Raw genomic sequence first — 15526 nt, forward strand, 5'->3', positions numbered from 1 at the left:
AAAAATAAAAATTGACGTTCACGTTGTTTGTTTCGTTCAGTTTTCAAAGAACTTGTTTGCCGCTCATTTGCGACTCCCTTATGTTAACATTTTCATATTTCAATGTCAACCAAGTTTTTTTATTTCTTTTGTCGCTTTCTGCGTTGTTGTTATCGGCGACTTGTTTTATATTACACCTCTAAACTCTAATCGTCAATATGTTTTTCTAAAAAAATATAAAAAGGCTTATTCCTTTTAAAATAAGCCTTTTTATCCTATAACATTCTATTCATTTATTATTTTTCTATAATTGGTAATGAAACGATGAACTGAACGATCCCGTCCTCATACTCAGCTCGAATACTACCACCTTGCAACTCAACAATACTTTTCGCAATAGCTAATCCGAGCCCCGAACCTTCTGTTACTCTACTTCTAGATTGATCTTTCTTATAAAACCGTTCAAACAAGTTCCCTAACTCTTCTCTCGTAAACTCTTCACTATGATTCGCAATAACAATTTGTATATTCCTGCGCTGCCTTTGAAGAGAAACTTTTATCTCTCCGTCATCTTTACTATACTTAATTGCATTCATTAGTAAGTTGTCGAATACACGAACCATCTTTTCCGAATCAATCATCGCATATGCACGTTCCTCAGGAAACTTCTTAACAAACATAAGGCCATGCTCTTCCGCTTGTGGTACTAACTCTTCTATTAATTGATCAAGTAACTCATTTACACACACTTCCTGTTTTTCTAATACAACTTGTTCATTCGTTAACTTCGTATACTCAAATAAATCTTCTATTAAATTCTTTAACTGCTCCGACTTYGCAAAAGCAATTCTCGTATACTCATCATGTTGTTCTTTAYTTTCATATTTAGAATCTCGAAGTAATCGCAAGTAACCCATAATAGAAGTCARTGGTGTACGCAAATCGTGAGATACATTCGTAATAAGCTCRYTCTTTTGCTTCTCTAATTTACGTTCCTTTTCTATATTATTCATAAGCTCTTCTGCCATATTATTAATATTCTCAGTTAAAGACGCAATCTCGTCCTCACCTTTCTTCTCAATACGATACGCTAAGTTGCCTTTTTCTATTTCCTTTACACCTTGTGCCATCGCTTCAATTTGCTTCATCTTTCTCTTTGTTATATAGAAGAAAGAGAAAATGAATACAAGTACACCTATGAAAAATGGAAACGGCCCTTCTTGCGTATCATATCTCACTTCACCTCCCGGAATCCCACTAACAAACATGTACAAATTCTTATCTTCTATTGTAATAGGTGCAAAAGCTATAAATTCTTTTCTTGTATTTTCAAATGCATCTTGGCCATTTGAATAGTTGATTGCAAATGATGCTGCATTACGAATTGTATTGTGCAAATCAATTTGTTCTTCTTGCGCCTGCTTCGTCTTATATACAACTTTGCCGCTCTCGTCAGTAACCAGTACTTTTAAAGCTCTAGATCCTCGTTCTAAATTTTGGTTCTCCATTTCGATCATATCGGATATAGCTTCTAATTTATTTTCGTGAACTGAACTATTTGCCACGCTTTGAGCTTGTTGATTAATTTGTTCCATACCAACCCGATAATCGATCGTCGCCTCTCGATTCGCATTCTCAAAAAACGGTGCTGCTGCCTTCGCTGACAAAATCCCTAACAACGCACAAGCAGTAAACGCAGTAATAAGTTGAATTCGTATACTCCGTTTCACACTCTTCACTATCTTTCCAATTAATTCTCGAATTTTCCTAACATAAGTAAATGGATTAAATATCTTTTTCAATCTTATACCCCACTCCCCATACTGTTTTTATATATATTGGCTTCCTTGGATTCTCCTCAATCTTTTCACGCACTTTCCGAATATGAACCATTACCGTGTTATCCGACTGGAAAGATCTTTCGTTCCAAACCTTTTCATAAATTTGTTCCGCACTAAAGACCATCCCCGGATTACGGACTAGTAATTCTAAAATTGAAAATTCCCTCGGGGTCAGTTTCACTTCTTCTCCATCCACAATGACTGTATGAGTGGAGATGTTTATTTTCATCTCTCCAATTTCTAACTCGTCCTCATTTTGAATAGCAAAGCCATTCATTTTCATATAACGACGTAGCTGCGATTTAATTCTTGCGATTAACTCTAACGGATTAAACGGTTTTGCTACATAATCATCTGCACCTGTTGTTAATCCTAAAATTTTATCCATATCTTGCGTTTTTGCCGAAAGCATAATAATCGGCATTTCCTTCGCTTCCCTTACTTTCATACACATATGAATACCATCTACTTTCGGCATCATAATATCTAATACGACTAAGTGCACTTCATTTTCTTCTAATATACGTAACCCTTCTTCTCCGTCCCCTGCTTGCAGTACTTTATATCCTTCGTTCTTTAAATAAATTGTAATAAGGTTCCTAATTTCTTTTTCATCATCTACGACAAGTATTGTTTCCCCGGCCATACTCTCTCCCCCATCACTTTTTTAATCCCTAACTTCTATTATAAGAAAACTTCTGAAGAAAAACGCTCGGAAATCCTTAAGATTTTCTGAAGACGCAAAAAAGGTCTAGACTCCCCTCAAGTCTAGACCTTTCAAAAAACCCCTTTTATTTACGAACGTAGATGAAATATAGTACGAATAAAACTCCCATAACATACATAATTGGATGAATCTCTTTACGACGACCACTCACAACCATTGTAATTGGATAGAAGATAAACCCGATTGCAATTCCTGTTGCGATACTATACGTAAGTGGCATTGAAATGATAGTAAAGAACGCTGGCACTGCAATCTCGAATTTCTTCCAATCAATTTCTCCTAAAGATGAAACCATCAAGATTCCTACAATAATTAATGCTGGCGCTGTTACAGCTGGTGTCACAACACTTAATAGTGGTGAGAAAAATAGTGCCAGTAAGAAGAACCCTGCTGTTACAACCGCTGTAAATCCAGAACGTCCTCCTGCTGCTACCCCCGCAGACGATTCAATGTAAGACGTTGTTGTTGATGTACCTAAAATCGCACCAATTACAGTTGCAATCGCATCTGCAAATAACGCTTTACCTGCACGTGGTAATTTATTGTTCTTTATTAATCCCGCTTGATTCGCAACCGCTACAAGCGTACCTGCTGTATCAAAGAAATCGATAAAGAAGAACGTTATAATAACAATCGCCATTTCAACAGTGAAAATGTCTCCAAAGTGAGTTAACGCTACCCCGAACGTTGGTTCTAGACTCGGTATTGCTCCCACTACAGCTTTTGGTGTATCAATTAATCCCGTTGCTACTCCTAAGATCGCTGTAAGGATCATACCGTAGAAAACTGCACCATTTATTTTTTTAATCATGAAAATGATTGTAGTAACAACTCCGAAAATTGCTAATAACGTTGTGCCCTTCGTTAAATCCCCCAATCCAACAAGAACAGCATCATTCTTTACGATAATCCCAGCGTTTTGGAATCCAAGGAAGGCAATAAATAATCCAATACCCGCCGCTACTGCAAACTTTAACTCTACTGGAATTGCATTAATRATTTTTTCACGAATACCYGAAGCAGTAAGAATAATAAAGATAATACCTGACATTAATGTTCCAGCAATCGCCGTTTGCCACGGAATTCCCATCGTTAACACCGCTGTATAAGCAAAGAACGCGTTTATTCCCATACCTGGCGCTAAAGCAATCGGATACTTCGCAAATATCCCCATAATTAACGAACCAATCGCCGCTGCTAATGCTGTAGCAACGAACACTGCACCTGGATCCATTCCTGTACCTGCCGGTAATCCTTTAACATTTCCAAGCGACAGCGTAGCAGGATTGACAAATAGTACGTAAGCCATAGATAGAAATGTCGTTAAACCTGCTATGAACTCTGTTTTATAATTTGTGCCGAGTTCATCAAACTGAAAATAGCGTTTCATCTTACGTTTCCCCCGTTATATGATTACTCGCCGTATTTCACCCTAGCCCTCTTTTATCTATAAAAATAAAAAAGGCTTCCATTGCATATACATGGAAGCGTTCTATGAATAAAGACAAGTTTCCCCTCATCTTTATCAAAACGCCTCGTAGTCAAGCCATTTACGGTAGCTAGGTAGAAACTTTCGGGCCATATCCCCGATATTATACGACGGCATAATATTCATTTTTCGTTTGAATTACATACTCATATTAACTCGAGRAGGTGGTTTTGTCAATTTAAAAACGAACATTTTTATAAAYTTTTATATTTTCGTTCGTATTAAGGGTRAAAACAAAAAGATCCATCTATACATAAATGATAGATGGATCCTTTTTATTACAATACTATTCCCACTCAATAGTTGCTGGTGGCTTACTCGTTATATCATACACGATACGGTTAACGTGTTTTACTTCGTTTACGATACGTACAGAGATTTTCTCTAATACGTCCCAAGGGATACGTGCCCAGTCAGCTGTCATACCGTCGATAGATGTTACTGCACGGATACCTACTGTGTAGTCGTAAGTACGCTCGTCACCCATAACACCTACACTACGCATACCAGGAAGCGCAGTGAAGTATTGCCAAACTTCGCGGTCTAATCCTGCTTTTATAATTTCTTCACGTAAAATTGCATCAGATTCACGAACAATTTCTAATTTCTCTTCTGTAATTTCACCTAATACACGAATACCAAGTCCTGGACCTGGGAACGGTTGACGCCATACGATTTCATCAGGAATTCCTAGTTCTGATCCTAATACACGTACTTCGTCTTTAAATAAAGTGTTTAAAGGCTCAATTAATTTGAACTGCATGTCTTCTGGAAGTCCACCAACGTTATGGTGAGATTTAATTGTTTGTGCAGTTGCTGTACCACTTTCAACGATGTCCGTGTAAAGTGTACCTTGCGCTAGGAAGTCCATTCCTTGTAATTTAGAAGCTTCATCATCAAATACGTAAATGAATTCATTACCGATGATTTTACGTTTTTGCTCTGGATCTTCTACACCCTTTAACTTGTTCATGAAGCGCTCTTGTGCATCCACTTTAATAACGTTCATATGGAAGCCTTCGCTAAATGTTTTCATAACACCTTCTGCTTCATCTTTACGAAGTAAACCGTGGTCCACGAAAATACATGTTAATTGGTCGCCAATCGCCTTATGAATTAATACTGCTACAACAGAAGAGTCTACACCGCCRCTAAGTGCGCATARTACTTTTTTGTCTCCAACAGTTTCACGGATCTTCTCTAATTCTACTTCGATAAAGTTCTCCATGTTCCATCCTTCAGAACAACCACATACGCCGAATACGAAGTTTTTAATTAAATCGTTACCGTGCTCAGAGTGACGTACTTCTGGGTGGAATTGTACACCGTATAAGTTTTTGTCTTCATTGCTCATACCAGCAATTGGACAAGACTCACTTGTTGCATCTACTACGAATCCTTCAGGTAAACCAGTTACTAAATCACCATGGCTCATCCATACAACTTGCTCTTCTGGAAGGTTCGCATATAATTTTGATTCGTTCTCTACTTTAAGAACAGCTTTTCCATACTCACGGTGGTTGGCACGTTCTACTTTACCACCGAAGTGTTGTGTCATAAGCTGCATACCGTAACAAATACCGAAAATCGGTAATCCTAGTTCAAAGATTTTTTCATCACAATGTAATGCACCTTCACCGTATACACTATTTGGTCCACCAGAGAAGATAATCCCTTTTGGATTCATTGCTTTAATTTCTTCTGCAGTAATTGTATGTGGATGAAGTTCACTGTATACACCGAACTCACGAATTCGACGTGCTATTAACTGATTGTACTGACTCCCAAAATCTAAAACGATAATTGTATCATGCTGCTTCTTCAAAATAATCACCCCAACGTTAGTTCTCGTATATAAATATTTTCACCAATTTGGCGAAAAGCATTACTAATATAATAAAAAAAGCCAGTCCTCCGCCTCTAGTCTCATGACAAAGAAAAGGCAGGGGTCTGGCTTTATAAAGAAAGATAGTCTTCCGCTCTTTATAAATATAAGACRCACTGCCTTCATAGTCAGGTTGTTTACGGTAACCCGGTAGAGACTCTCAAACCATATCATCGAGGATATATGAAGGAATGTTTTATATTATCTTCCTAGATTCTAACAATGAAGTATCGGTATGGTCAAGAGAGAAAGCGACAAAATTCTACAGAAATTAATTTCCTGCGCTCAAAAACATAAAAAAACATCCACTTCTATATAGAAGTGGATGTTTTTCGGGTGAACGGAATTACATCATTCCGCCCATACCACCCATGCCCATGCCGCCCATGTCAGGCATTGCTGGTGCATTTGGTTCTGGCTTGTCAGCAACTACAGCTTCAGTTGTTAAGAACATAGCTGCAACAGATGCTGCGTTTTGAAGTGCAGAACGAGTTACTTTAGCTGGATCTACGATACCAGACTCAAGCATGTTAACCCATTCGCCAGTAGCTGCGTTGAAACCAACGCCTACTTTTTCGCCTTTTAGACGCTCTACAACTACAGATCCTTCTAGACCAGCGTTGATTGCGATTTGACGAACTGGCTCTTCTAGTGCACGAAGTACGATGTTGATACCTGTTGCTTCGTCGCCTTCAGCTACGATAGAAGCTACTTTTGTGTATACGTTCATAAGTGAAGTACCACCACCTGCAACGATACCTTCTTCTACTGCTGCACGAGTTGAGTTAAGTGCATCTTCAATGCGAAGTTTGCGCTCTTTTAACTCAGTTTCAGTTGCTGCACCTACTTTAATTACCGCTACACCGCCCGCAAGTTTAGCAAGACGCTCTTGTAATTTTTCACGATCGAATTCAGAAGTAGTTTCTTCTAATTGCGCGCGGATTTGACCGATGCGAGCTTCGATTTGTTGTGAATTTCCAATACCTTCAACTACAGTTGTGTTTTCTTTCGTTACAACAATTTTACCAGCACGTCCTAAAGATTCAACTGTAGCAGATTTTAAGTCACGTCCTAATTCTTCAGTGATTACTTCGCCACCAGTTAAGATTGCGATATCTTCTAGCATTGCTTTACGACGGTCACCAAATCCAGGAGCTTTAACAGCAACTACATTGAATGTACCACGAAGTTTGTTCACTACTAATGTAGCTAACGCTTCGCCTTCTACATCTTCAGCAATGATAAGAAGTGGTTTACCTTGTTGTACCACTTGCTCTAATACTGGTAAGATTTCTTGGATGTTAGAAATCTTTTTGTCAGTAATTAAAATGTATGGGTTATCAAGAACTGCTTCCATTTTGTCAGAATCAGTAATCATGTAAGGAGATGCATATCCACGATCAAATTGCATACCTTCTACTACGTCTAATTCTGTTGTGAATCCTTTAGATTCTTCTAAAGTAATAACGCCGTCGTTACCAACGCGCTCCATTGCTTCAGCGATTAATTGACCTACTTCTTCGTCAGCCGAAGAAATAGCAGCTACTTGTGCGATAGAAGATTTACCTTCGATTGGTTTAGAAATCGCTTTTAATTCTTCAATTGCAGCAGTAACAGCTTTTTCGATACCTTTACGAAGACCCATTGGGTTTGCACCAGCTGTTACGTTTTTAAGACCTTCACGAATCATAGCTTGCGCTAATACAGTTGCAGTTGTCGTTCCGTCACCAGCTACATCATTTGTTTTACTAGCAACTTCTGCTACTAATTTCGCACCCATGTTTTCGAATGCATCTTCTAATTCGATTTCTTTTGCGATTGTTACACCGTCATTTGTAATAAGTGGTGAACCGAATTTTTTCTCAAGTACAACGTTACGACCTTTTGGTCCAAGCGTTACTTTTACTGCGTTTGCAAGAGTGTCGACACCGCGAAGCATCGAACGACGTGCTTCTTCACTAAATTTAATATCTTTTGCCATAATAATTGACCCCCTTGGATTTTTAAAATGTATATAATTAACCGATAATTGCTAAAATGTCACTTTCACGTAAAATCAAGTAGTCTGTACCTTCGTATTTCACTTCAGTACCTGCATATTTTGAGAAGATGATAAGATCACCTGCTGCTACCTCTAAAGCAACACGCTCACCATTTTCAAGCACTCGGCCTGTACCTACTGCAATAACTTTACCCTCTTGTGGTTTTTCTTTTGCAGTTTCTGGTAATACAATACCACTTGCTGTTTTTTCTTCTGCTTGAACAAGTTCAATTACAACGCGATCACCTAATGGCTTTAGCATGAACAATAACCTCCTCATTTTGTTATGTAAATTTTATTTATTAGCACTCAAGTCACACGAGTGCTAACACACTTCTAATAATAAATAATCTCAATTTCTTTTGCAAGTAAAAAAATCATAATTTTTTCGCAAATTACTTTATGCACTTTCCTAGATATCATTACTTCTTCTACTGCCTTTACTATATGAATCGTTGTTCCCACTTCTTGTATGTTACAATATGAAAGACACCCTAAGTTGTTTTCGCTAAACGTACAACTTTTTCCTGTCTCCTATTTTATTTTCAAATACTTATTTACAAAAAAATATAATTCAAATGAAAGTTTATATCGTAGGTAGCATATTTACATGTTATCCTACCTTATCTCATACACTAGAGTTAGAAAGGATGGTTAAACCATTTGAAGAAACAATATTGGTGGATTATCGTTACATACATTTTAATGCAGTTATCTGGAATTGTTGGTTTACCACTACTCCTAAAAACAGGACTCTATGATAATAGAGGATTTACCATGGAGGAAAAAGGTCAAATCATAACGGGACATTGGGCAATCATTAGCTTCTTTGTTGCATTATGTATCGTACTTTGGTTACTTAGAATAGATATTCGTGACAGGCATTTAGATAAAATGCGTGTTACGATCCCAGCTACAGTTGGTTGGATTATAATCGGTATTCTCTTAGCTTTCTCTTCCCAAATAATTGCCGGTATGATCGAAATGCGTCTACTAGGAATTAAACAAGGTTCGGAAAATACAATGAAGCTGATGGAAATTGCAAGAACGACACCTTGGTTCCTCATTGTTGTATCTATAATCGGACCTATCTTAGAGGAAATCGTATTTAGAAAAATTTTATTTGGCACACTTTATAAGAGATTTAATTTCTTTGTTGCTGCTATCATTAGTTCACTAGTATTCGCGGCGATTCATTTTGATTTTACTCACTTATTGGTATACACTTCTATGGGGCTCGTATTCGCCTTTTTATATGTACAAACGAAACGCATTATCGTTCCTATAGCAGCCCATGTGGCAATGAATACATTGCTTCGCCATTACGAACGTAACAGATACAATCTGGAATATGTGGACAATACTATTTGCAGTTATGGCAACAATTGATTTTAATTTGGCACTTCGCCTTATCTTAGTTAAATTCACAAAGAAAAAACAATAATAAAACGCAGAGGTCATCTCCTCTGCGTTTTATTGTGGATAATTCTTCAAAAAGTAAACAAGCGTTTGTAACTCTACAGCTAAATCAATGTGATGAATTCTTATATTCTCTGACACATTTAGGCGTGCTGGTGTGAAATTTAAAATACCATGCACGTTCGTTTCTGCCAATCTATCTGCCACAGATTGCGCTACTGTAGCGGGTACCGTTAATATTGCCACTTGTATATCAGTTGATAAACGTTCTTCTAGTTCATCCAAATGATATACAGGAATGCCTCCGATTTCTGTTCCAACTTTCTCTTCACTAACATCAAACGCCATTTCAATTTTTGTATTATTGTTTTTCGTGAAATTATAATGTAAGAAAGCGGTCCCTAAATTACCTACTCCAATAAGTGCCACGCGTGTTATATCATCTTGATCGAGTGTTTCACGGAAAAATGATAATAAATAATTTACGTTATATCCATATCCTTTTTTCCCTAACGCTCCAAAATATGAAAAATCTCTTCGAATAGTTGCGGAATCAACCTTTACCGCTTCACTCAATTCGGCTGATGAAACACGTTGCTTACCAGAAAGAGATAAGTTTTGGATAAATCGATAGTATAGAGGCAATCGTTTGGCAGTGGCCTGTGGAATTTTTTGCTGATCCATATAACCTCTCCTCTCTTCCTATCTTTATTCTTATACTYGAATCAAATACAGAAGTTTAGTACTCATGAATTTCCTTGTATAATAAAGAGAAGAAGTATTCTCTCTTTATTTTAAACTATACACTATTTTTAGTATGATTGAGAAATATAAACATGGCAAAGTTAAGAAATTATTTGAGGTGAAAACATTGATATTATTACAAGTGAATGGGCTTTCGAAATTATACGGTGCAGAAACGATTCTTGCAAACATAAAATTGGAAGTACAAACAAAAGATCGTATCGCATTAGTCGGACGAAATGGARCYGGAAAATCTACATTATTAAAAATAATAGCTGGYGAGTTATCTCATGATGGTGGTGAAATTATAAAACCGAAAGATGTCTCAATGGGGTATTTAGCTCAAAATACCGGATTAGAAACGTCTTTAACAATTTGGGATGAAATGTTAACCGTCTTTACACACTTGCAGCAGATGGAGACAAAACTTCGAAGGCTAGAGCAAGAGATGGGAAAAGAAGAAAACTTTTCAAATGCGGCTATATATGAGAAATTATTAGCTGATTATGACCAATTACAATTAGATTATAAAGATCAAGGCGGCTATCAGTACGAAGCGGATATACGCTCAATTTTAAGCGGTCTTGGCTTCCCAGTTGAAACGCATCAGACGAAAATTTCCACATTAAGTGGTGGACAAAAGACTCGATTAGCTCTTGGGAAATTATTATTAACTAGACCAGACTTACTTATTTTAGACGAACCTACAAACCATTTGGATATTGAGACACTAACATGGCTTGAACAATATTTACAAGGCTATCCTGGCGCGATTTTAATCGTTTCCCATGACCGTTATTTCTTAGATAAACTTGTTACACAAGTATACGAAATTTCTAATAAGGAAAGCCGACGATTTGTTGGTAACTACAGTAAATATTTAGACTCAAAATCAGCTCTATACGAGCAAGAGATGAAGCGTTATGAAAAACAACAAGATGAAATTTCTAAATTGGAAGACTTTGTACAAAAAAATATAGCTCGTGCATCTACGACAAAACGCGCTCAAAGTCGCCGTAAACAATTAGACAGAATGGAAGTATTAACTAGACCATTAGGCGATTCTAAATCAGCTTCCTTCCACTTCGATATTGAAAAACAAAGTGGAAATGATGTTTTACAAGTGAAAGATGCAACTATTGGCTATTATCAGGAACCGATTATTGAACATGTAAATATGCGCTTAACTCGCGGTGACAGTGTTGCCTTAGTTGGGCCAAACGGAATTGGAAAATCTACATTATTAAAATCCATTGTGAATAAGTTACAGCTATTACATGGAAACGTTGCTTTCGGCTCAAATGTATCTGTTGGTTATTATGATCAAGAACAAGCCAACTTAACATCTTCGAAGCGAGTTTTAAATGAATTATGGGATGAATATCCCCTGCAACCTGAAAAAGAAATTCGCACTATACTAGGCAACTTTTTATTCACAGGGGATGATGTACTCAAACCAGTATCTTCTCTTAGTGGTGGACAAAAGGCTCGACTAGCTCTTGCAAAACTTATGATGCAAAAATCCAATTTATTAATTCTCGATGAGCCAACAAACCATCTTGATTTAAATAGTAAAGAGATTTTGGAGAATGCTTTAATTGATTACCCAGGTACTCTTCTATTCGTCTCTCATGACCGCTATTTTATTAATCGCGTAACGACAACCGTTGTTGAGTTATCAACAGAAGGTGCACAAGAATATTTAGGTGATTACGATTATTACGTTGAAAAGAAAAATGAAATGATTGAACGTGCGGAACTAGAGCAAGAAGATGAAGTACCTGTTCAAAAAGTGGTGGCACAAGAAAAATTAAATTATCTCGAAGAAAAAGAACGTAAACAGCTAGAGCGTCAACGYACTCGAAARATTGAAGAACTGGAACAAAATATCGTAGGCTTAGAAGMAGAAATTGCTACGTTAGAAGAYCAGCTTTGCTTACCAGAAATATATGCAGATTATGAAAAGGCTAGTGAAATTACAACTAAAAAACAAACACTGCAAGAACAGCTTGAAGCCTGTATGGCAGAATGGGAAGAACTGCATATATAAGAGAATTTAAAAGAGGAGGATGTCTCATAAGTCGGGCTTTTTGACGAGATGACCTCCTTTTTATTTTCTTTTTTGGAATCAATACCATAGTAAATAAAATTATATAACCGATTCGACAAGGATTGACAATAGTAGCACCTTATATAATAAGTGGAGGATGTTTTAAAATGTTTTTTTTGCATCTCCTTGTTTTTTATTTCCCAAAAAAGAATTTCTTCAAAGGTCAGACTTCCTCTATGTTATCCACAAGGTTATACACATATCCACCTTTATAATATAAACTTCCAAATAACTTTTCCACATTATCCACAATCAGATAAAAAGTTATACACATTTTATGTACACAAAAAAACCCAAATTATCAACAGATAATTTGGGTTTTATCCACAAGCTGTGGTTAATTTTGTGTATAACTATGCTTCAATATCTAATCCTGGATTTGCATTTAAAGCTAATGTAGCGCGTTTTCCTTGTTCGTATGCAATTGTACCTGCAGCCGCAATCATCGCTGCATTATCTGTGCATAAAGATAGAGGAGGAATAATTAGCTCTATATTTTCTTTTTGTGCAAATTCTGCTGCTAAACGTGCACGAAGCCCTTTATTAGCAGCTACTCCACCAGCAAGAAGCACTTGTTTTACATTATAAGCATCTGCTGCACGAGACGCTTTCGTTACAAGTACATCTATTACACTTTMTTGGAAACTTGCTGCTAAATCTTCTGGTGCAATTTCTATACCGCGCTGTTTTGCGTTATGCACAGTGTTGATAACTGCTGATTTCAATCCACTAAAGCTGAAATCATACGAATCAGGTTCTAGCCACGCACGAGGCAAATCAATTGTTGGTTTTCCTTCATGCGCAAGGCGATCAATATGAGGACCACCTGGATAAGGCATTGATAATGTACGAGCTACTTTATCGTAAGCTTCTCCTGCCGCATCATCTCGCGTTTCACCAATCACTTCAAATGAACCATGTTCTTTCATATAAACAAGCTCCGTATGTCCACCGGATACAACAAGCGATAGTAACGGGAATTGTACTTCTTTTACTAAACGATTCGCATAAATATGACCAGCAATATGATGAACACCAACTAGAGGGATATCATGAGCAAAAGCCACAGCTTTCGCTGCATTTACACCTATTAAAAGTGCTCCGACTAAACCTGGGCCTTCTGTTACAGCAATTGCATYAATATCCTCAAAAGTGATATTCGCTTCTTTTAAAGCTTCTTCTAACACAACTGTGATTTCTTCTACATGATGACGGGATGCAATCTCTGGTACTACTCCGCCAAAACGCTTATGACTTTCAATTTGCGATGCAACGACATTCGCAATGATTTCCGTTCCATTTTTAACAACTGCTACAGCTGTTTCATCACAGCTTGTTTCAATACCAAGTATAATTATATTTTTTTCCATCATATATTCACCCACATTACAAGACCATCTTCCTGATTGTCTGCATAGTATCGTTTACGAATCCCACCATTTTGAAATCCRTATTTTCTGTATAACTGCTTTGCTACTTCATTTGACATGCGTACTTCAAGTGTCATTGTTTTTACTCCTAAMCCTTTCGCTTCGGAAATGACTTCTTTYAATAAGGCATCCCCTAGCTTTTGACCTCTGTATTCCGGCAGGATAGCTATATTTGTTACATGTGATTCATCAATAATTATCCACAATCCACAATATCCAATTACGAGACCATCTTTTTCTAGCACGACATAATGTGCATGTTCATTCACCTCTAATTCACGGTGAAAGGCATCTGCAGTCCAAGGGGTTGAAAAAGATGCTTCTTCAATAGCTACAATTTGAGCAATATCATCGAGTGCCATCTTTCTAAATATCATATCCATCTTCTGTAGGCCCCTATTGTTTTTGACTTTCTAACCATTTTGTTTCAGCTTCAGCTAAACGAAGATAGCTAGGAACAAACGTATGCACGTCTTGTTCTTCTTTTTGTAATCCTAAACATGCTAATTCACTTGGTCTTGGGTTATTCTTAGTGAACGGAGCAAATACAGCTTGATCACCTAAATATTCTACAATTGTTTCTTTATGCAATTTAACATCGTTACCAATAAATAAAACAGGCTGTTCTTTATCTTTTAACATTTGCAACCAGTCAACAATAAGAATAATTCGGTCTTCTTCTATTGAAGTTATACGCTCTCCTTCATATGTATATAACCCCGTGTAAATTTGACCGCGTCGGCCATCAAATAAAGGACAAATTAGTCCATTAAAATTAGTACCATTTGCAGCCACCACTTCCAAACTTGATACACCTACAATTGGTATTTGAAGTGACCAAGCTAATGTTTTTGCCGCTGTCACACCTATACGAACACCTGTATATGATCCCGGTCCAGCTGCTACAACAATTTTAGTCAATTCTTTCGGTTTTACACCGCATTCTTTTAACAGTTTCTCTACAGCTGGCATAAGACGCACAGAATGGTTTTTTGTTAAATTTGTAATGATTTCTCCAATCACGTTCCCTTCCTCAATAAGGGATACACCCATTACGTAATTTGAAGTATCAATTGCTAGTACTTTCATCTTGTAATAGCTCCTCACATAATCTAATATAGCGATCTCCAATTGGCTCGAGTACAATTTTTCTTGTATCATCTCCAGCATGGAATAAACTAATTTGCAACTTCTCATTCGGTAAATATGCTTCTATTAAATGAGCCCATTCTACTACTGTAATCCCTTCACCATAGAAATACTCATCAAATCCTAAATCTTCTTCACTTTCCGCTAAACGATACACATCCATATGATATAGCGGTAATCTTCCTTTATATTCTTTAATAATATTGAAGGTAGGACTATTTACGACTCTTTTCACTCCAAGACCTTTTGCTAGTCCTTTTGTAAAAGTCGTCTTGCCAGCTCCAAGATCACCTTCTAAAATAATTACATCTTTTTCCTTTACAAGTCTCCCTAATTTTTCTGATAATCGCTGGGTTTCTTCGGAAGATTTTGTTGTTATTTCATATTTACTCACAGACTTCACCTACTTTACTCACAATGTTCTCTGCTCTTTATTATACAGGTTTTAAATATATAAAAAAGTCCTTAGGAGTTTTCCTAAGGATAGTTTGACTGTCTTTATTAGTTTTTTGTTAAAACAAATAAAAAAATACGAAACAACTTGTTTCGTTCTTTTCTTTATATAAAATGGCGGTCCCGACCGGGGTCGAACCGGCGATCTCCTGCGTGACAGGCAGGCATGTTAACCACTACACCACGGGACCATTTGGTTGCGGGGACAGGATTTGAACCTGCGACCTTCGGGTTATGAGCCCGACGAGCTACCGTACTG

13 protein-coding genes, 1 tRNA gene, 1 pseudogene and 2 riboswitches are annotated in these 15526 nt (G+C 37.1%); of the genes and pseudogenes, 3 read left to right on the forward strand and 12 right to left on the reverse strand.

The genetic code is table 11. The annotated features are described in order from the left end of the window. Window positions 1–275: 275 nt before the first annotated feature. From AC1DJR_RS09880 to groES, 6 genes are all read right to left on the reverse strand, one after another. Complete coding sequence (locus AC1DJR_RS09880) at window positions 276–1781, reverse strand: sensor histidine kinase (protein WP_477002506.1); 1506 nt, start codon at window positions 1779–1781, stop codon at window positions 276–278. Next, entirely contained in the window at window positions 1765–2466 is a 702-nt protein-coding gene (locus tag AC1DJR_RS09885; RefSeq protein WP_002029454.1) for a response regulator transcription factor, read from the reverse strand. Before AC1DJR_RS09885 ends, AC1DJR_RS09880 begins: the two co-directional genes overlap by 17 nt. A gap of 145 nt (window positions 2467–2611) precedes the next feature. Next, complete coding sequence (locus AC1DJR_RS09890) at window positions 2612–3937, reverse strand: NCS2 family permease (protein ID WP_429688734.1); 1326 nt, start codon at window positions 3935–3937, stop codon at window positions 2612–2614. Between the two features lie 128 nt (window positions 3938–4065). Continuing rightward, window positions 4066–4167, reverse strand: a riboswitch (purine riboswitch). Between the two features lie 155 nt (window positions 4168–4322). Beyond that, on the reverse strand, window positions 4323–5861 hold the full coding sequence (gene guaA, locus AC1DJR_RS09895) for a glutamine-hydrolyzing GMP synthase (RefSeq protein ID WP_131248060.1): 1539 nt from the start codon (window positions 5859–5861) through the stop codon (window positions 4323–4325). Between the two features lie 165 nt (window positions 5862–6026). Beyond that, a riboswitch (purine riboswitch) is annotated at window positions 6027–6128 on the reverse strand. A gap of 139 nt (window positions 6129–6267) precedes the next feature. Next, a complete protein-coding gene (groL, locus tag AC1DJR_RS09900) occupies window positions 6268–7902 on the reverse strand; it encodes a chaperonin GroEL (protein WP_002029451.1) in 1635 nt (544 codons plus the stop codon). 37 nt (window positions 7903–7939) lie between these two features. Continuing rightward, window positions 7940–8224 carry a co-chaperone GroES gene (gene groES / locus AC1DJR_RS09905; RefSeq protein ID WP_002009985.1) on the reverse strand — a complete coding sequence of 95 codons (285 nt, stop codon included), beginning with the start codon at window positions 8222–8224 and terminating at the stop codon, window positions 7940–7942. A 401-nt stretch (window positions 8225–8625) separates the two neighbouring features. Between groES and AC1DJR_RS09910 the strand changes: the two are divergent. Both AC1DJR_RS09910 and AC1DJR_RS09915 read left to right on the forward strand, forming a co-directional pair. Further along, window positions 8626–9279 (forward strand): annotated as a pseudogene (locus AC1DJR_RS09910) (lysostaphin resistance A-like protein); the annotation flags it as partial. Beyond that, window positions 9269–9406, forward strand: coding sequence for a YdiK family protein (locus AC1DJR_RS09915; RefSeq protein ID WP_477002509.1), 138 nt, complete (start codon window positions 9269–9271; stop codon window positions 9404–9406). The pseudogene AC1DJR_RS09910 and the gene AC1DJR_RS09915, both read left to right, overlap by 11 nt. Before the next feature lie 29 nt (window positions 9407–9435). Here AC1DJR_RS09915 and AC1DJR_RS09920 read toward each other — a convergent pair whose 3' ends face one another. Next, complete coding sequence (locus AC1DJR_RS09920) at window positions 9436–10065, reverse strand: redox-sensing transcriptional repressor Rex (RefSeq protein ID WP_000372704.1); 630 nt, start codon at window positions 10063–10065, stop codon at window positions 9436–9438. 187 nt (window positions 10066–10252) lie between these two features. Here AC1DJR_RS09920 and AC1DJR_RS09925 point away from each other — a divergent pair, with 187 nt between their 5' ends. Further along, window positions 10253–12175: an ABC-F family ATP-binding cassette domain-containing protein gene (locus AC1DJR_RS09925; RefSeq protein WP_477002507.1), complete on the forward strand. Its 1923-nt coding sequence runs from the start codon at window positions 10253–10255 to the stop codon at window positions 12173–12175. A gap of 413 nt (window positions 12176–12588) precedes the next feature. Here AC1DJR_RS09925 and tsaD read toward each other — a convergent pair whose 3' ends face one another. The 5 genes from tsaD to AC1DJR_RS09950 all read right to left on the reverse strand — a co-directional run bounded on the left by tsaD (window position 12589) and on the right by AC1DJR_RS09950 (window position 15458). Next, a complete protein-coding gene (gene tsaD / locus AC1DJR_RS09930; protein WP_477002508.1) occupies window positions 12589–13605 on the reverse strand; it encodes a tRNA (adenosine(37)-N6)-threonylcarbamoyltransferase complex transferase subunit TsaD in 1017 nt (338 codons plus the stop codon). After that, window positions 13605–14048 (reverse strand): ribosomal protein S18-alanine N-acetyltransferase, encoded by a 444-nt coding sequence (gene rimI, locus AC1DJR_RS09935; RefSeq protein ID WP_002063534.1) that lies wholly within the window; start codon window positions 14046–14048, stop codon window positions 13605–13607. Before rimI ends, tsaD begins: the two co-directional genes overlap by 1 nt. Before the next feature lie 13 nt (window positions 14049–14061). Continuing rightward, entirely contained in the window at window positions 14062–14754 is a 693-nt protein-coding gene (gene tsaB, locus AC1DJR_RS09940; protein WP_002091610.1) for a tRNA (adenosine(37)-N6)-threonylcarbamoyltransferase complex dimerization subunit type 1 TsaB, read from the reverse strand. Beyond that, on the reverse strand, window positions 14735–15208 hold the full coding sequence (gene tsaE / locus AC1DJR_RS09945; RefSeq protein ID WP_002009995.1) for a tRNA (adenosine(37)-N6)-threonylcarbamoyltransferase complex ATPase subunit type 1 TsaE: 474 nt from the start codon (window positions 15206–15208) through the stop codon (window positions 14735–14737). Before tsaE ends, tsaB begins: the two co-directional genes overlap by 20 nt. A 174-nt stretch (window positions 15209–15382) precedes the next feature. Then, window positions 15383–15458: transfer RNA gene (locus AC1DJR_RS09950), tRNA-Asp, on the reverse strand. Between the last annotated feature and the right edge of the window lie 68 nt (window positions 15459–15526).

It is taken from the genome of Bacillus sp. 05T31 (assembly GCF_056396725.1).